The organism is Seleniivibrio sp. (assembly GCF_021209385.1).
Classification (GTDB): domain Bacteria; phylum Chrysiogenota; class Deferribacteres; order Deferribacterales; family Geovibrionaceae; genus Seleniivibrio.
In genome coordinates, this window is sequence record NZ_JAJOIL010000019.1 from 1 (window position 1) to 16780 (window position 16780).

14 protein-coding genes are annotated in these 16780 nt (G+C 44.1%); 7 read left to right on the forward strand and 7 right to left on the reverse strand.

Annotated features, from left to right (window positions below; translation table 11 throughout):
• Nucleotides 1-69 precede the first annotated feature (69 nt).
• Nucleotides 70-1155 (reverse strand): branched-chain amino acid aminotransferase, encoded by a 1086-nt coding sequence (locus tag LRY47_RS05370; RefSeq protein WP_295223268.1) that lies wholly within the window; start codon nucleotides 1153-1155, stop codon nucleotides 70-72.
• Between the two features lie 90 nt (nucleotides 1156-1245).
• The gene (locus tag LRY47_RS05375; protein WP_295223270.1) at nucleotides 1246-2493 is read right to left on the reverse strand and encodes an NAD(P)/FAD-dependent oxidoreductase; all 1248 of its coding nucleotides are present in this window, start codon (nucleotides 2491-2493) and stop codon (nucleotides 1246-1248) included.
• 79 nt (nucleotides 2494-2572) lie between these two features.
• Here LRY47_RS05375 and LRY47_RS05380 point away from each other — a divergent pair, with 79 nt between their 5' ends.
• The 4 genes from LRY47_RS05380 (at nucleotide 2573) to LRY47_RS05395 (ending at nucleotide 6724) form a co-directional block, all read left to right on the forward strand.
• Complete coding sequence (locus tag LRY47_RS05380; protein WP_295223273.1) at nucleotides 2573-3034, forward strand: hypothetical protein; 462 nt, start codon at nucleotides 2573-2575, stop codon at nucleotides 3032-3034.
• A gap of 60 nt (nucleotides 3035-3094) precedes the next feature.
• Nucleotides 3095-4993 (forward strand): PAS domain-containing sensor histidine kinase, encoded by a 1899-nt coding sequence (locus tag LRY47_RS05385; protein ID WP_295223276.1) that lies wholly within the window; start codon nucleotides 3095-3097, stop codon nucleotides 4991-4993.
• Nucleotides 4983-6314: a sigma-54 dependent transcriptional regulator gene (locus tag LRY47_RS05390; RefSeq protein ID WP_295223278.1), complete on the forward strand. Its 1332-nt coding sequence runs from the start codon at nucleotides 4983-4985 to the stop codon at nucleotides 6312-6314. The genes LRY47_RS05385 and LRY47_RS05390 overlap by 11 nt, the downstream gene beginning before the upstream one ends.
• A gap of 167 nt (nucleotides 6315-6481) precedes the next feature.
• The gene (locus LRY47_RS05395) at nucleotides 6482-6724 is read left to right on the forward strand and encodes a hypothetical protein (protein WP_295223281.1); all 243 of its coding nucleotides are present in this window, start codon (nucleotides 6482-6484) and stop codon (nucleotides 6722-6724) included.
• 103 nt (nucleotides 6725-6827) lie between these two features.
• Here the strand turns inward: LRY47_RS05395 and LRY47_RS05400 are convergent, their stop codons facing one another.
• On the reverse strand, nucleotides 6828-8165 hold the full coding sequence (locus tag LRY47_RS05400) for a sodium-dependent transporter (RefSeq protein ID WP_295223283.1): 1338 nt from the start codon (nucleotides 8163-8165) through the stop codon (nucleotides 6828-6830).
• Between the two features lie 226 nt (nucleotides 8166-8391).
• Here LRY47_RS05400 and LRY47_RS05405 point away from each other — a divergent pair, with 226 nt between their 5' ends.
• A complete protein-coding gene (locus LRY47_RS05405; RefSeq protein ID WP_295223286.1) occupies nucleotides 8392-8508 on the forward strand; it encodes a desulfoferrodoxin in 117 nt (38 codons plus the stop codon).
• A gap of 35 nt (nucleotides 8509-8543) precedes the next feature.
• On the opposite strand, the gene rbr is transcribed toward LRY47_RS05405, so the two are convergent.
• Nucleotides 8544-9140: a rubrerythrin gene (gene rbr, locus LRY47_RS05410; protein WP_295223287.1), complete on the reverse strand. Its 597-nt coding sequence runs from the start codon at nucleotides 9138-9140 to the stop codon at nucleotides 8544-8546.
• A 118-nt stretch (nucleotides 9141-9258) separates the two neighbouring features.
• On the reverse strand, nucleotides 9259-11082 hold the full coding sequence (locus LRY47_RS05415) for a PAS domain-containing sensor histidine kinase (protein WP_295223289.1): 1824 nt from the start codon (nucleotides 11080-11082) through the stop codon (nucleotides 9259-9261).
• Nucleotides 11083-11192: 110 nt separating this feature from the next.
• Between LRY47_RS05415 and LRY47_RS05420 the strand changes: the two genes are divergently transcribed.
• Nucleotides 11193-13934 (forward strand): EAL domain-containing protein, encoded by a 2742-nt coding sequence (locus LRY47_RS05420; RefSeq protein WP_295223291.1) that lies wholly within the window; start codon nucleotides 11193-11195, stop codon nucleotides 13932-13934.
• On the opposite strand, the gene LRY47_RS05425 is transcribed toward LRY47_RS05420, so the two are convergent.
• Complete coding sequence (locus LRY47_RS05425; RefSeq protein WP_295223292.1) at nucleotides 13929-14144, reverse strand: hypothetical protein; 216 nt, start codon at nucleotides 14142-14144, stop codon at nucleotides 13929-13931. The genes LRY47_RS05420 and LRY47_RS05425 overlap by 6 nt on opposite strands.
• Before the next feature lie 49 nt (nucleotides 14145-14193).
• On the opposite strand from LRY47_RS05425, the gene LRY47_RS05430 reads away from it, so the two are divergent.
• Nucleotides 14194-14865, forward strand: coding sequence for a hypothetical protein (locus tag LRY47_RS05430; protein ID WP_295223293.1), 672 nt, complete (start codon nucleotides 14194-14196; stop codon nucleotides 14863-14865).
• On the opposite strand, the gene LRY47_RS05435 is transcribed toward LRY47_RS05430, so the two are convergent.
• Entirely contained in the window at nucleotides 14856-16697 is a 1842-nt protein-coding gene (locus LRY47_RS05435) for a PAS domain-containing sensor histidine kinase (protein WP_295223294.1), read from the reverse strand. The genes LRY47_RS05430 and LRY47_RS05435 overlap by 10 nt on opposite strands.
• Nucleotides 16698-16780: the final 83 nt, after the last annotated feature.

A 16780-nucleotide genomic window follows, 5' to 3' on the forward strand; every position in this document is an offset into this window, starting at 1 on the left:
CCCTTTTTTAAAGGGGGACTTAAAGCTCCCTCCTTTATAAAAGGAGGGTTGGGGTGGATTTATATTTAATTAATATCTTTCTACTTTTTTAAGCCAGCCGAATTTATCGGGTGCCGCACCTTTCTGTATTGCGGTATAGGCCTCATATATCTTTCTGGTGTGCTCGCCAATCTCGCCGTTTCCGACCTTGAGTATTTCGCCGTCATCGAAAACGTATTCGTTGACAGGAGAAACAACAGCTGCGGTACCGAAACCGCCCGCCTCAATTATATCCCCGCTCTTTATCTGAGCTACGAAATCTTTGATGGCGATGCGTTCCTGACGAACCTTATATCCAAGGGTCGGCAGAAGCTCTATCATGGATATTGAAGTGATTGAGCGCAGAATCGAATCCGTGAATTCGGGGATTATTACCGTCCCGTCTTTCATGATATGGAAGTGGTTCATAGCGCCCGCTTCCTCAATATATGTGTTTGTTGCGTCGAGGTAAAGAACCTGGCTGGCGCCGCATTGTTTGGCAACCATTCCGGGTTTCAGTGACGCAGTGTAGTTGCCGCCGGTTTTGGAGGCACCCGTTCCGCCTGAAACCGCTCTGTGATATTTGTCGGTGATAAGCAGTCTTACGCTGTGGTTGAAACCGCCCGCGTAGTAGGGACCGCTGGGTGACAGGATAACGCAGTATTTGTATTCACGGCTGGGGCGAACACCGAGAGCATCCTCTGTGGCAAACATAAATGGACGGATATAGAGTGATGATTCGGGTACGTCAGGACACCATTTGCGGTCGATGTCCATAAGACGCATTGCGCCCTCCACCTGAAGCTCTTCGCTGATGGACTGCATGCAAATTAGTTCTGCGGAAACGTTCATCCTTTTCGCGTTCTGATCCAGTCTGAAAGCGTAAATCTCGCCGTCGGCGTGTCTGAATGCTTTTGCGCCTTCAAAAATTGTCTGACCGTAGTGCAGGGACACGGCTCCGGGCATCATTTCGATGGGACCGTAAGGCACGATACGGGCGTTTTTCCATTCCCCGTCTTTGTAATCAACGAGAAACATGTGGTCTGTGCGGAACTGACCAAAGGGAAGGTCTTTGATACCTGCGATCTGCGAATACTTCCTATCACTTTCAGGAAGCAGTTTGGATGTTATTTCCATGGGACTCCTCCAATGCCTTTACCGTCACGATAAAGGGTTCGTGCATGAAAATATACTCCCTAGGTATGCAGATAGTAAAGGAGAAAATGCTTATATTTTCTTTTTGGCATATTCTGCACAGGAAATTCCGGCAAATCTGCCAGTGCTCCAGCACATCTGGAGGTTATATCCTCCGGTCGGAGCGTCCAGATCCATCACTTCCCCCGCGAAGAAAAGCCCGTCAATAATCGTGGAACTCATTGATCTGCCGTCGATTTCTTTAAGGCTCACTCCGCCCGCCGTAACAACGGCTCTCTCGAATCCGGCAAACTGAACCCCTGAAAGCTCAAGCCCTTTCATGGCAGATACAAGCTTATTGCGGTCTTTTTTTGACAGATTTGAAGCTTTCAGCATAGGGTCGATACCTGAAACCGTAAACACGGCAGGCACCAGAGAGGACATAACACATTCATCTATAATATTTTTCAGTATTTTTTTATTATTCGTGCGCATGGACTGTTCAAGTTCTGAATCAAGCTCCGCCTGGGTTTTAAGCGGCAAAAGGTCTATCAGAAGCCTGTTGTCGGCATTGCGGTCGAACTCGTGTCCTGTGATGTCATACACTGCGGGGCCTGAAACACCTTTGTCGGTGAAAACAAGGTCGCCGTCTGCGGATGCGACGTTCTTTCCGTCAGATACCAGTATCAGACGAATATCCCGCAGGCTTACACCCTGCAAATCCTTTATCCATTCGCTGTCGGTATATGCCGGAACGAGAACCGGACGCGGTTCAACAATAGTATGCCCCAGAGCCGATGCCAGTGTATACCCGTCACCGGACGAACCTGTCGCAGGGTACGATTTACCGCCGCAGGCTATCACAGCCGCACGGCACCTGATATCGCGTCCGCCCGCTGTAACAGAGACTACCTGTCCGCCCTCCGTATTTACGTTCGCAACAGGAGATGAAGAAATAAATTCCACGCCGCCCGACACGCAAAACCCCATCAGAACGCGCAGAACATCCGCCGAACCCGCCTCGCCGGCAGGAAAAACCTTAAAACCTTTCTCAACAGCAGTTTTAAGCCCTTTTGAGTTAAAGAACGAAACCACGTCGGAAGTGGTGAATGAGTTTATCGCCTGATACAGAAACCTGCCGTTCTTGCCGAATTTTGCAACGAACTGTTTCGTATCTTTCATAGTATTAGTTATGTTGCAGCGTCCGCTCCCGCTTATTAGCAGTTTACGTCCACATGTGACCATCTTTTCCGCAACAAGCACCTTGGCGCCCTCTTTCGCGGCAAATCCCGCCGCCATAAGTCCTGCCGCTCCGCCGCCTATTATAATAACGTCATACATAGTTGCCCTTTATCAGAAATTTTGTACCTAAAACTCAAAAATATGTTAAACTATGTCACCGATTAATTAAAGGTGATTTATGGAAACTATCAGAGGAAAAGCGGAAAAAATACGCAATACTGTTTCTGTCAACAGCGGAGGGCAAAATTCAACTGTAACAACTAGCCATATTGCACTTTTCCAGATAACTGGAAAACAAATAAAAGTTATATCAGGGGAACCGATAATGATAGAGGAAGGAGACGAAGTAGTTCTTGCCGGAAATCAAAAAAACGGTGTGTTCAATGCTATTGCGTACAAAAACACAACTACCGGTGCAATAGGAAATCAGCCATATCTTTCATATTTTATCATCGGGATTGCATTTCCTGTATTTGCGACCATATTTTTTTTGAATTTCAAAAGTATTTTGACCGAAAGTTTTTTTCAGGTGAAGTTTTTACTCTTTCTAATACTTCTTCCTGCAGTCTTTATTTTGGTTGGGGTGTATTTACTCATAACCGGATTAAAAATTATTAAAGCCAAAGGTATGCTTAACTGAATTTTAATAACTGTCGAACATATATGAATCTTAATTGTCTGCCATATTAAGAGACACACAATGAAATTCTTCAGATCTATAACAGGCAGGCTTCTGCCGGCTTTTTTCATTACGGCACTGCTGCCGACACTGCTTCTTTCTGCCAGTGTCTATTTTTCAGCAAAACAGTCCGCTTTGCTGACCTCTGAAAATATGATAGACGAACAATTCTCCATGGTGGATTCACTCATAGATCAGATGCTGGTGTCCTCCGCAACGGAGCTTTCCGTTGTAGAACAGCATGAAAGCTTTAAAAAGTTCCTGAAAACAGGCGACCCGCAGGACATTGCACGTGAATTCAGCTCAATAATGCTGCGCCATCCTGAGTTTCTGCAAATCAAATATATAGATAAAAGCGGAATGGAGATAATACGCCTGAACAGAACGCAAAAAGGGCTTTCACGCACCAAAAACAGTGAACTGCACAACAGAGCCGACAAGTATTATTTCAGACAGGCAATCAGCATGTCAGGAAAATACATATACGTTTCCGGTCTCGACCCGAACGTGGAAAAAGAGAAAGGGCATATACGAAGACTGGTAGCGCGGATAGGAGTTAAGGTTGAAAAAAACGGCATATTGCTCATAAATCTCGACGGCAACTACATATTCAAACACATCCTTCCCCTTGCCGGAGCAAAACCGGCAAAAGCAATGCTCATCAATAACTCCGGCAGATACATAAGCTATGACGGCAGCAGTTTTAAAGAATACGCCGCAAATGAGATACAAAACCGTTTCGATATAGACGCAAAAAGCCTTCTTACAGAACAGCATATTACTCAAAAAAGGGTCAAAGACGGATATCTTTCCGTAATGCCCATAAAGTTTGACAACTCGGAAGGTTCAAACATGTGGTACGTCGCAATATACGAATCCGACAGCGAAATAAACACCGCAGTATTCTCCATCATGCGCCCCTATATGATAAGTCTCTGGGTGGTTTTCGGTTTTGTGCTGGTATTCACACTTCTGGTGTCGGCAAACATAATCAAAAAAGTTAAACATCTGGTGAGGTTTATACCCTCGGCAGCAGATAATGGATTCACGGAAACAGGCATCAATGAATTTGACGGCATAGGACATGCCATCCGCAAAACAGCTCTGGGACTGAAACAAAGCACCCTTGAGCTTGAAAAGCTGAACAGAAACCTTGAAACAAGAATCGCCGAACAGGTTGAAAAAATAGCAGGTATGACAGAAAAAGAGCTTGATTATCAGAAACAGCTTCGGGAGATTCAGGAACAGCTTATGCATGCCGACAGGCTGGCGTCCCTGGGGATGATATCCGCCGCAATGGCACACGAGATAGGCAACCCGCTTGCCGCCATGAAGACCAGTCTGGAAGTTCTGCGCACAGAGAACGAATCGCCCGAAGAGAAGGAATTTATTACATTGATAATCTCACAAGTGGATAAGCTATCGGTTTTCCTCAAATCGATCACAAAATTCGGCAGAAAGCCTGACGCGGAATATAAAGAAACGGACATAGCGGAGGTTCTTAAAGAGGTTGTTCTGACTCTTGAAAAAGAGACCGAGCGCAACGGGATACGTATAAGCCTTAAAGCGGAAAAAAGTATTGTCGTATGCGACGAAATGCAGTTCAGGCAGGTTATATTCAATATACTCCTCAACTCAGTTCAACAGCTTTCAGAGAAGGACGGCGGAAACATAGACATAACGCTTAAAGGCAACAACGGTGCATATGAACTCATAATTACCGACACAGGCGGCGGAGCGAAGGAACCGGAAAAGATGTTCAAACCTTTTTACACCACCAAACAGGACGGCACAGGATTAGGACTTGCCATTGTGAACGATATAGTCAAATCAACGGGCTGGAGCATCACCGCAGAAAACATAGCGGAAAAAGGACTTCAAACCGTAATAAAAATTAAGAGTGCGGACAATGAAAACTAAACTGCTGATAGTCGAAGACGACCAGCTTCTCGGCAAATCACTTGTACGGTTCTTTTCAAAGGAACATGAAACTACGCTTACAAATACGTTCGCAGCTGCGAAGAACGCCATAATGTACGAGGATTTCGACGTGGCAATCCTTGACGTCAACCTTCCCGACGGTGAAGGAACCGATCTTCTGCCTATCATAAAAAACTCGCCCGGCAACACCGAGGCTATAGTAGTAACAGCTTATCCGGAAGTGCAAATGGCTGTAAAAACCCTTAAAATGGGCGCATTCGACTATGTGAACAAGCCTTTTGAACTGGTAGATCTGCAACTCTGCGTCAACAACGCCATGACACTGAAACTGGCAAAACAGAATCTGGGGGCTATCCATGCCATGAAGGACAGAACTTCTCTGGACAGCATCGTCGGCAGCTCTGATGTTATGCAGGAAATGAAAAAACAGATAATTCTGGCGGCGCAGTCCGACGAAACAAGAGTCCTTATATCCGGTGAAACAGGAACGGGTAAAGAGCTGGTGGCGGAGGCAGTCCATATGCTTTCTCCGAGAAAGGAACGTCCTTTCATGAGCATAAATTCCGCCGGACTGCCTGAACAGCTTGTTGAATCGGAACTTTTCGGATATGAGCAGGGTGCCTTCACCGACGCGAGAAAAAACAAAAAAGGACTGATAGAGATGGCTTCCGGCGGTACGCTTTTCATGGACGAAATAGGCGACCTGCCGATGTCCACACAGGTGAAACTTCTGCGGTTCCTCGAAAACGGAACCTTTTTCAAGCTGGGCGCGACAAAAGAAACGAAAGTAAACGTACGCATCATAACAGCGACCCACAGAAACCTTGAAGCGCTCGTTAAGGAAGGTAAATTCAGAGAAGACCTGTTTTTCAGGCTGAACGTCGTGAATATAGTCATCCCACCGCTTGCAAAAAGAGGCGGTGACTGCATTGAACTGGCTCAGTATTATCTGGACAAATACAGACGAAAGATGAACAAACAGCCGATGGAGCTTTCCGCGCACGACAGGCGTGTTATTCTCGATTACGGCTGGCCCGGCAACGTGCGCGAACTCAGAAACATAATGGAGCGGACAGCGCTTTTCGGTCATCTGCCGGAACTGAACCCGAAACCTGCGGTTGCCCTCGTGCATGAAACAAAGCCAGAAATGTGCTGTTTGAAAGACGTCGAGAAACGGCACATCCTCTCCGTTTACGAATCCTGTGAGCGCAATAAGACAAGGGCAGCAAACGTTCTTGGAGTAAGCCGACTGACCCTCAGAAAAAAACTGGAAGAGTACGGAGTGGACGACCCCGACTGATAAGTTTCTTACCAAACGGCAAGAAACTTACCGGATATTTTTTTATCATCATTAATCACAGAATAATATAAGTATCTATAGCATAATTCTTTTTCAAAAACATAAAAAGTGGCACACCTGTTGCAATCTATATGACATAACGAATACGTTGACTCAGGAGGTCAATCATGAAAAATGCATCACTTTTCGCATCATCAATACTTGCAGCAGCTCTTATGTTTTCCGCTTTCAGCGCTATGGCATCAGAAACAAAAGCGCCCGCAGTTAAAAAAGAGATGGTTAAAGCCGTCATGCTGACACCCGAAGAAACAAAAAAATGTGAGGAATACGCTAAGAACCCTGCAATGGTAAAACTGACCAAAGCAGAAATCGAAAAATGCAAAACACTGAAATCTGATAAGATGAAATAAGCAGTAAGCAATCCTTCAAAATCCCCTTATTATCCGGTAAAAACGCCGCATGCGACTGCGGCGTTTTTTAATATTTTCAATCTTTTAACCTATCTCTTCTTTATCAGTTAAAAAGACCTATTTTGTGAAGGAAGACAATCAGAACTGTCAGAGGTGTTATGAATCTGATGATAAAATACCACACGTTGAACACTATCACCAATTTGTCAGTTTCTGCTATCTGTCTGTAAGCGATCTCTTTTTTGAGGATATGACCAACAAATACCGATGTCAGCATTCCGCCGATGGGAAGCAGATAATTGCTGGCAAAATTATCCATGGCATCAAGAACGGGCATCCCTGCGACAGTGAAATCTCCGAGTACGTTATATGACAAAGCAGCGGGAAGCCCTGTAACAAACAACACAAAACCCATCATGACAGACGCTTTTTTGCGTTCCATCCCTTTTTCATCAATGAGATATGCAACAACGACCTCGAATATTGATATCATGGAGGTCAAAGCAGCAAAAGCAAGCAGAAGGAAAAACAGGAACGAAAGAGCATGACCGAAAGGCAAAGATGCAAAAACCTGCGGAAGAGTTTTGAATATAAGTCCTGGTCCCGCTGCCGGTTCAAGCCCTACTGTGAAAACTATAGGGAACAGCGCAAGCCCTGCGACAAGCGCAACAATCGTATCGAGAACCGCAATCTTAGTTGCCATGGGAAAGATCACCTCTTTATTGTCCATATACGAACCATAAGTTACAATGATACCCATTGCCAGCGACAGGGTGAAAAATGAATGACCTATCGCCTCAAGAACACCTTCTACTGTCAGCTTTGCAAAATCAGGATAAAACATGAATCTTATGCCTTCCATCGCTCCCTTGGTTGTCATAGCATACGCGAACATAACAACCAGAATTATGAACAATCCGGGCATCATGACCCTGTTCCACTGCTCAATCCCTTTTTTAACGCCTTTGAGAACGGCATAGACCGTCAGCACAAGAAATACTGTGAAACAGAAAATCTGCGTCAGAGCATCGCCGACAAGCTGTCCGAAAAGTCCTGTAAGCTGTTCAGCCGGTAGTTTAAGATACGAACCTGAAACCGATTTTAAAAGAAAATTGAACGTCCATCCGGCAACGGTGCCGTAATAGGAAAGAATCACATAACTCGCAATAAAGTTTATCCATCCGATGTTTGACCAGAACGGATTCTTACTTAAATGCTTAAAAGTGCCGACAACATCTTTCTGGGATTCCCTGCCGATGAGCAGCTCAGCTATCAGCAGAGGCAACCCGCATATCACAATGGCGAGAAGATAGACCAGAACAAAGGCGCCACCCCCATTCATGCCCGTAATATAAGGAAATTTCCAGATATTACCAAGCCCCACAGCGGATCCCACCGCGGCTAATGTAAAGCCGAGGCGTCCGCTCCAATGATTTCTCATAGTGTTCTCCTTTGAAAAAATAATAATAGGAAAATTTGTTGTGCTTCTTTATTGCAAAAAAATCAGAAAAATTCAATCGGCTGAAACGATATGTATGAAAATAATCTTAACTTCTGATATCTGCTAAAATAATAAATGAACCAGTGACAGTTTCAACTGATGTTGACCGGAAGGGAAATCAGTAATATATTTTCGTTGAAACAATTGTTCCGGCATGAGGTGCAAAATGGCGACAAAAAAGGGAGAGACATACGTTTGTAAGGTCTGCAACGCGGTAGTTAAGGTTGAAAACGGCGGAAGCGGCGCTCTGATGTGCTGTATGGTGAAAATGACAAAAATGTAACAAGGGCGGACATTCCTGCCCGCCCGTAAGATGTCTTAGTAGTTAAGTATAAGCATCTCAAAATGTTCTTGTTTATGTGCGCAGGCGGGGCATACCGCAGGTGCTTCGATACCTTCGTGGATATGTCCGCACACAAGGCATTTCCATGCAACTGTTGCGCCTTTTTTGAAAACAAGACCGTCTTCAATGTTTTTCGCAAGCTGACGATATCTGGCTTCATGGTGAGCTTCGATAGCCGCAATCTTTGTGAAAAGAGACTCAACCTGCGGAAATCCTTCTTCCTTGGCAATTTTAGCGAATGTGGGGTAAAGAATTTCCCATTCTTCGTGTTCACCATCGGCAGCAAATTTCAGGTTATCGAGAGTTTTAGCAAACGCAACGGGGTAGTCAGCATTGATGTTTACCATAAGAGGTATCTGGTCACCGAGGAGATCGTTTGCATAGTCGAAAAAGCGTTTCGCGTGTACTCTTTCGTTATCGGCAGTTTCAAGAAAAATATTCTCTATCTGACGGTATCCGTCCTTGCGTGCCTGAGCAGCGTAAAAGCTGTATCTGTTGCGTGCCTGAGACTCGCCTGCGAAAGCTTTCATAAGGTTTTGGAGTGTTTCTGTACCTTTCAATGATTTTGACATTTCTGTCCTCCTTTGTTTTATTTTTTGCATTATAACACAGTCTATCTAAATTGCAATATTATTCTTCTGACAATTTTTATCCAATAATACTTCTCAATTCACACTTCATTCAATTATATCAGATAATGTTCACGGCAACAGTAAAAATTGCGCCAGATGGGCTGTTCTCCGCCTTAACATAACCGCCTAGTTTTTCCGCCATCCCTCTTACGATGGAGAGACCTATACCGGTTCCTGTATCGCCCTTTGTTGAAAAGAACGGTTTGAAGATCTCCTCTGGAAGGAGCGATTCGTCAATTCCGCCGCCGTTGTCTGCAAAAACGGCGATAACATGGCTTCCGCCGTTGTGTACGTCAATGTCTATACGACCTTTCTGTATTCCTCGGTCTCTTATAACATCCATCGAGTTCATGATAATGTTCATGGTTATCTGTCTGAAATCTCCAGGCACGCCGAAACTTTTTACAGAATCGTCACCGCTTACGGAAACGGTTATTCCGCTGGCTGTCAGAAGCGGCTTTGCAATGTTAACCACATCGTTTGCAACCGAAAGGACGCTGAAAGAAGATTTCTCTGCGGACAGACTGAAATAGTTGCGAAACTCTGTCAGCGTTTCATTAAGATACTGAACCTGAGCTTTGAGTATTTCGCTGTTCTCTTCAAGGTTGTGAGGTTCATCCTTCATAACCTGCGCCACCAAAGAAATAGTGCTGAGCGGCTGTTTCATTTGATGAACGGCAGCAGACAGCAGACCGCCCATTTCCACCATTCTTTTCTGCTGTATGACCACCATATCTTTTTCCATCAGTTCTTTTTCACGTTTGAGTTTCTCTGTTATATCCCGTATCACCGCAATCACAATGGGTCTGTTGGTGTGGTATGTCTGGCGAACGGTGGTTTCAACTGTGCGAACTTTTCCGTCTGCACGAATTATGCGAAGTCTCCCCTCATAAACGCCGACGCTGTCCAGCGCGACTCTTAATCTCTGGATGTATGTATCGTATTCATCCTTATCTTTAATGAGATCCGATGAATGTTTCTGAACCAGTTCCTCTTTGCTGTATCCGAAAAGAGTACACGCCGACTTATTTACATCGGCGAAATTCATCTTTCCGTTTTCTCCTATCTCAATTATAAGCACTGCATCCTGGCTCATTTCAAAAAGATTCTGATATTTTGAGGTCGTAACGACACACGCCATCTTTTCAGCTTCAACCCGTTCGTTTATCCGTGCGTTCAGATCAGAAAGGAGCAGTTCATACATCCTTTTCTCGGAAGCATCCGCAATAATGGAAAAGAGCAGTGTCTTGTTCTTTGCAGGAATGGGACTTGAATACACTTCAACATCCTTTATTGAACCATTCTTCATTCTGTGTTTAAAGTTGAAATAATTTCTTTTATAAAGTGCTGCCTGCGCCATCTCTTTTTTGATAGCCTCCGGCGAAAGCATATTTATCTGATCTATCGTCAGCGATTCTATCTCTGCCTTTGTATAACCGTAAAAAGCGCACGCTGCCTCGTTAGCATCAAGTATCCTGCCGTTCTTGCCCGCATCAATGAGCATCATAGGAGCCGATTTTGAAAGATATTGAGGAATGAAGGGCTGATCTGATCCGTAAAAATCTATCTGCGACCGCCCTTCTTTTGTCAGGTTTTGTGCCGAGAAGAAATAGTTGTCACCGGAATCATGCATGAATTTCAGGGAAAACACCTGTTTGCGACCATTCACCATCATGGACAAGTGAACTTCCAGCGCACCGTTTCCGGTAGCCACCGACCTGAAATCGGGAATGTTTCCAATGAAAAATGGAGCCGGCAATAATACATCCACACCGGGAAAGTACTCGTCAAAAAGCTGATTTTTAGCAATAATGTTGAGATTCACATCTGTATACGCGGCAGCTATTTTGATTTTCTGCAACAGATCAAGTTTATTTTTCATACGCCGTTCCATATAAATCCGGATATACTTAATCTAACACATTTATATACCGATTGGAATTATTGAAGTTCAGATTATTATATGATACTATAAGTTATTAATGGTGAAACATGAAAATCAGACTTTCAACAGTAACATTAATCACCGCTATCTCAGTTGCGGTCATTTTTTCGTTAACCCTCATATATAATCTTTCTTCTTTGTCGGAAAAACACATAAAAAGGTCTGAAACTGAACTGAAAAGAAACTATGAGGCACGACAAAAAGAGGTGATACGCAATGAAGTTCAGCGTTGCATAAACAGAATAAAACAGGAACAGTCAGAGGTTTACGGCGACGCAAAAACTGCCGTCCGCGACAGAGTCGATTCCGCAGACGAGTATATGAAAATACTCAAAGCCGGCGGAAATTCCGATAAAGCCATAAGAACCGCTCTCGATTCTCTCATCCATTCGTTCAAATGGGAATTCAAAACAGGCTATTATTATGCTCTGGATCAGAACGGCATAATAATCAGCCACGGCGGAAACTCAAAATATGAAGGGATAAATGCTGTTTCCCTCGTTGGCAATACCCAGTTCAACCAGTTTATCAAAAGAGCATACGAAGAAGGCAGTGCATATGGCGAATATGAATTTGAAAAACCGAACGAATCCGGAAAAAAATATTCAAAGATAGCCTACGCAAAGTACAATCCTGACACAAAAATACTCATAGCTGCCGGAATATATCTGGACGAAATCGCAGAGCTTGCAAAAGGAGATATTCTGGCAAGCATAAAAAAAGACCGTTTCGGAACAGAGGACACAGGATATTTCTGGATCATATCAACTGACTACAAAAACATCTTCTACCCTGACAAAACCATAGGCAGTGCAGATATAAGGACTGTTACCTCAGGCGATGGCAGAAAGATTTTTCTGGAAGCCATAGAAATGGCAAAAACTCAGGGCGAAGGATACATCTCATATCAATGGAAACTGCCGGATAAAGACGAATACTCCGAAAAAACCTCATACATAAGCTATGTGCCGGAATGGGAATGGGTAATAGGCACAGGATTCTATTATGTATCTCTGAACGAGCTGATAGAATCCGAAAAAAAAGCGATACTTGGAACATCCAGACAGGAACTCTATTCAAACATAGTTCTGATAACCATCCTTCTGGTTTTTTCCATGGCTGCATCAATATTTGTTTTCAGAAGGATGCGCGAGGTTGAAGACAAACAGTCAAAAATACTGAACGATCTCAAACAGTATAAATTCATCATGGACGAAAGCGCCATCGTCAGCATGACAGACCCTACTGGCATAATAACCTACGTCAACGACCAGTTCTGCACCACCAGCGGATACACAAGAGAACAGCTTGTCGGGCGTAAACACAACATACTCAGACATCCGGACACGCCTTCGGAATATTTCGCGGAACTCTGGAAGACGATAGCCCGCGGTAAAATATTTAAAGGTATCATAAAAAACCTCCGTCCCGACGGCTCCCACTACTATCACAACGTAGTGATAATACCGATCAAGGATGAAAATGAAAAGATTGTGGCTTATACGTCGTGCAGTCAGGATGTCACGGAGGTGATAGAGAACAGGAAAAGGCTTCAGGTTGTCTTCAACACGGACAAACTGACTGGACTCGGAAACAGATATAAACTTCAGCAAGACATCGAAACCTCTAAAAGACCTTGCCTCGCCATCTTGGACATAGACAGATTCCACGAGATTAACGAACTTTACGGAATGAAACTGGGCGACAGACTCCTTGCAATGTTCGCTGACAGGCTGGTAAAAAACTCACATCTGAAAACTTTTGAACTTTACCGCCTCCATTCCGACGTCTTCGCCGTACTGGCTCCATACATGGATCTCATGACCTTTACGGAAATCGTCAAGAGTTCGTTGGCAACTATTACAAAGGAATATTTTGTAATATCTGACAAAGAGATGATATTAAGCTGCTGTATAGGGTTCGCCGACAGCACCCGATCCGACATTATGGCTGAAGCGGATATCGCCGTTCAGCAGGCTAAGTTTGAAAACAAAGCATTTCAGGTTTTCGATCCGAACCTTAAGGATAATTTTGCAACATATGAGCAGAATATAAAGATACTTAAAATGCTGAACGATGCTGTGGACAAAGACAGAACAGTTCCATTCTTCCAGCCGATATATGCTTTCAGTACAAAGGGGATATGGAAATATGAATGTCTGATGCGAATCATAGGAGAAAACGGAGAGGTTATTTCTCCGGCGCAGTTTCTGGATGTCAGTAAACAGACCAGACTTTACCCCAGGCTGACACTGGCTGTGGTGAAAAAATCCATAGATATGTTCAAAAAGGTTAATGCAGAGTTTTCCGTCAATTTATCTGTGGAAGACCTTCTCAACGAAGAGACCATGAACGAAATATTCAGATATGCCAGCAATGCGGGGATAATGAGCAGAATGGTTATAGAGATAGTTGAAACCGAGCGGCTGACAGGGGACGAGAACATTCTGAATATTATAAGCAGATTTAAGCAGAACGGAACGAAAATAGCTATCGACGACTTCGGTTCAGGATATTCAAACTTTGACTATCTGCTTAAGGTTCAGGCGGATTATGTCAAGATAGACGCCAGTATCATAAGGCTTATCTCAAAAGATGAGCGGGCTTCCGACATTGTTCGCTCCATCACAAGCTACGCAAAGAAGATGAAAATGCAGACAATCGCTGAATTCATCGCTGACGAGGCGACAGCAAAAAAAGCGAAAGAACTGGGAGTGGACTTTGCTCAGGGCTACTGGTTCGGAAAACCGGAACCGGAACCAGCAACAGAACCGGAACACGTTCTATGACGCAGTCCTTTTTGATGTAACATATTTCAGTATCAGCGCCGCCAGAGGCGCAAGGTGAAAAAACAGGTCGAAAATATCTATGGGGCGTTTGAGCGTCCCCTCTGAAAGCATCCTCAACTTTTCCACAATATGCGGTTCCGGTGTAAACGGTGCCAATCCCATAACGATTGTCAATACTATAAGTATTGAATAATTGACATTTTTAAACATCAGTTCATCTCCATATGAAATACACAATTATGTTAAGTAAACAGTAGACATGACGATTAGCATCAAAGAATCGAAATTACCGGAGCCAGTCATGTATGTGAACTATAACTCAAAATCAGCGCAACTTCAATACTCCGCTTCCGAGTCGAAAACCGACAAAGCAGGCACAAAGACAAGAAGCGTGGATATCCGTATCGACTATAAAAGTGTCGATATGAAGGCTGTTGACACATCCGATACAAAAACCGGAAACGACAGCTACGTCACAGACAGGGAAGCCGGAAACATAGAAGAATATGTCAGAAAATCGGTTTCCAGCATTATGGACAAAATAGGCAGGCACAGCCAGAACACACTGCGCGCACAGGCGGACACTGTTCTTGCAAACGTGCATATCATGAGTGTATCAATTGAGATAAGCGTTCATACTGAAACCACAGACGCTTCCGACACAGCAAATTCCCTTCTGGGTGAGGATGGTTATTTCGGCATTGAAAAGACATCCCAAAGACTTTTTGAAATGGCAAAAGCACTCTCAGGAGACGACGCCGAAAAGCTTCAGGAGGCTAAAGACGCTATTACAAAAGGATATGAATCCGTTGCGGGACTCTTCGGTGAAAGCACACCGCAGATAACTCACGACACATATAACAAAACAATGGAAAAAATGGACAGCTACATTGACCATCTCAACAGACAGGTTGAAAAGTCCTATGCCTGACAAATATTAAGAAAAATACTTATCTTGGCGCCGAGACCAGTGTTCTCGGCGTTTATGTTTCCGTGCATCCTCTCACATATTATAAGCCTGCTCATATACAGTCCCAGACCGGTACCCTTCTCGCCCTTCGTGGATGAATATGCAGTGAATATCTTGCCCAGCATATCCGCGCTTATGCCGCCGCCGTTGTCTGAAACCGCTATGAGAACTCTGTCTCCGCGTCTTCCGACGGTGATGTCTATCTCGCCGTCCTCCGCGCATTTGGCTTCCAGAGCGTCTCTGGCGTTTGTAAGCAGGTTAAGCACAACGTTCTTGAACTCGTTTTCATAGCCGAACACAGTGATATTTTTGACTTCCTCTCCCTCAGGGTAGATTCCGCATTTGATGCTGTAGTATTTAAGCTGAGGTCTGTAAAGCTGCAAAACGTCGCTGACAGCTTTGAAAACATTGAATTCGCAAGCCTTGCCCATGGGTTTAAGAAAATTTCTGAAATCGTTGATGGTCGCCGTCATAAAATCTATCTGTTCGTTTATGCTGACCACCGTCTTATGTACCAGTTTCTGAGAATCCGCATCAAGTTCAAGCAGTTCCTCAAGCATCTGGGATATCATAGCGATGGCATTGAGCGGTTGCACCCATTGATGCGCTATGATACCGACCATCTCACCCATTGTTGCCATTTTGGACTGTTGCAGAAGCATCCGTTCCTGCTCAATATTCTTTTCCTGCGCCTCTTTCAGACCGGAAATATCGTTCAGAAAGCAGAAAACCCTTGTTTCCTCATCCGTAACAAGCAGTTCAAAACTGGTGAGAATGTGTTTGATATGTCCTTCTTTGGTACGTATACGGTAATCTATGGAACCGCATCTGCTGATGGTCTCCTCAAGGTTGTGAAAAACAGACGAAACCTTTTCTCTGTCCTCCGGAACAACGAAAATATCGGAAGATTTCCTATTTTTAACATCATTAAGGTTATAACCGGTCAGCGTCATGCAATACTGGTTGCAATCCAGGATACGTCCCTCTCTGTCCATAGTAAAGATACCTATGTTTGCCCGATTATAAAGTGTTCTATAGAAGGTTTCCTGCCTGCGCAGTTCCTTTTCGGCATTCTTTTTGAACGTTATGTCGTAGAAAACGCCGTCCAGCACATATCCGGACGAAGAAAGCTTACGGATAACTACCTTTATATGTCTTTCCGCTCCGACATCGTCCAGAACGGTTATTTCCGATTCTATAGTGGTATGTTCAGATATCTCAGACAGCGTATCGCATATTTTGTGAAAGTTTTCATCAGTAATGCGGCTGCATATTTCATCAATATTAATAACAGTTCTCTCGGAGTCAAATCCGAGTACCTGACAAGCTTCCGGTGTAAGCACAAGGCAGCGCTGGTCGCTCAGATATTCAAAGTTTCCGGCACCTGCTATCCTGTTTGACTGACTGAGTTTCTTTCGGTTGAGTTCAAGATCGCTGACAGCCTGATTAAGCGCGATAGTCTTTTTGCGCACCTCTTCATCCAGAAGATTTTCCGGAGAATTCTCCACAGGTTCAGGCAGTGACGAAACGGGAAAAAGCATCGCGAGGATACAGTTATCAAGCCCGATATCCGTAAAAGTTACGATATAATGACTGTTGTCCACGAGAACAAGCTGTCCTCTTTTGCTCAGACCGTTTTCGGCAAAGATATATCCGCCGAATATCTCGGAAATAGCCTTTCCTGTCGGATTGTAATACATGATTCTGCGTACGCCTTCAGACGCCCATAAAACCTTATCAAAAGGTGCTCTTCCGGTGACCCGCAGAATCAGTGAATCTGTATGTTTCGTCATATACCTAATCATATCTTAGAACATGTCTATTACGCAAGTTAAGATATTATGTGAATTATGAATTACTAATTATTTCATCATAA

Excerpts from the sequence above, each read along its gene's own strand:
- LRY47_RS05370 (WP_295223268.1), bottom strand. The coding sequence starts at position 1,155 with ATGGAAATAACATCCAAACTGCTTCCTGAAAGTGATAGGAAGTATTCG.
- LRY47_RS05375 (WP_295223270.1), bottom strand. The coding sequence starts at position 2,493 with ATGTATGACGTTATTATAATAGGCGGCGGAGCGGCAGGACTTATGGCG.
- LRY47_RS05380 (WP_295223273.1), top strand. The coding sequence starts at position 2,573 with ATGGAAACTATCAGAGGAAAAGCGGAAAAAATACGCAATACTGTTTCT.
- LRY47_RS05385 (WP_295223276.1), top strand. The coding sequence starts at position 3,095 with ATGAAATTCTTCAGATCTATAACAGGCAGGCTTCTGCCGGCTTTTTTC.
- LRY47_RS05390 (WP_295223278.1), top strand. The coding sequence starts at position 4,983 with ATGAAAACTAAACTGCTGATAGTCGAAGACGACCAGCTTCTCGGCAAA.
- LRY47_RS05395 (WP_295223281.1), top strand. The coding sequence starts at position 6,482 with ATGAAAAATGCATCACTTTTCGCATCATCAATACTTGCAGCAGCTCTT.
- LRY47_RS05400 (WP_295223283.1), bottom strand. The coding sequence starts at position 8,165 with ATGAGAAATCATTGGAGCGGACGCCTCGGCTTTACATTAGCCGCGGTG.
- LRY47_RS05405 (WP_295223286.1), top strand. The coding sequence starts at position 8,392 with ATGGCGACAAAAAAGGGAGAGACATACGTTTGTAAGGTCTGCAACGCG.
- rbr (WP_295223287.1), bottom strand. The coding sequence starts at position 9,140 with ATGTCAAAATCATTGAAAGGTACAGAAACACTCCAAAACCTTATGAAA.
- LRY47_RS05415 (WP_295223289.1), bottom strand. The coding sequence starts at position 11,082 with ATGAAAAATAAACTTGATCTGTTGCAGAAAATCAAAATAGCTGCCGCG.
- LRY47_RS05420 (WP_295223291.1), top strand. The coding sequence starts at position 11,193 with ATGAAAATCAGACTTTCAACAGTAACATTAATCACCGCTATCTCAGTT.
- LRY47_RS05425 (WP_295223292.1), bottom strand. The coding sequence starts at position 14,144 with ATGTTTAAAAATGTCAATTATTCAATACTTATAGTATTGACAATCGTT.
- LRY47_RS05430 (WP_295223293.1), top strand. The coding sequence starts at position 14,194 with ATGACGATTAGCATCAAAGAATCGAAATTACCGGAGCCAGTCATGTAT.
- LRY47_RS05435 (WP_295223294.1), bottom strand. The coding sequence starts at position 16,697 with ATGACGAAACATACAGATTCACTGATTCTGCGGGTCACCGGAAGAGCA.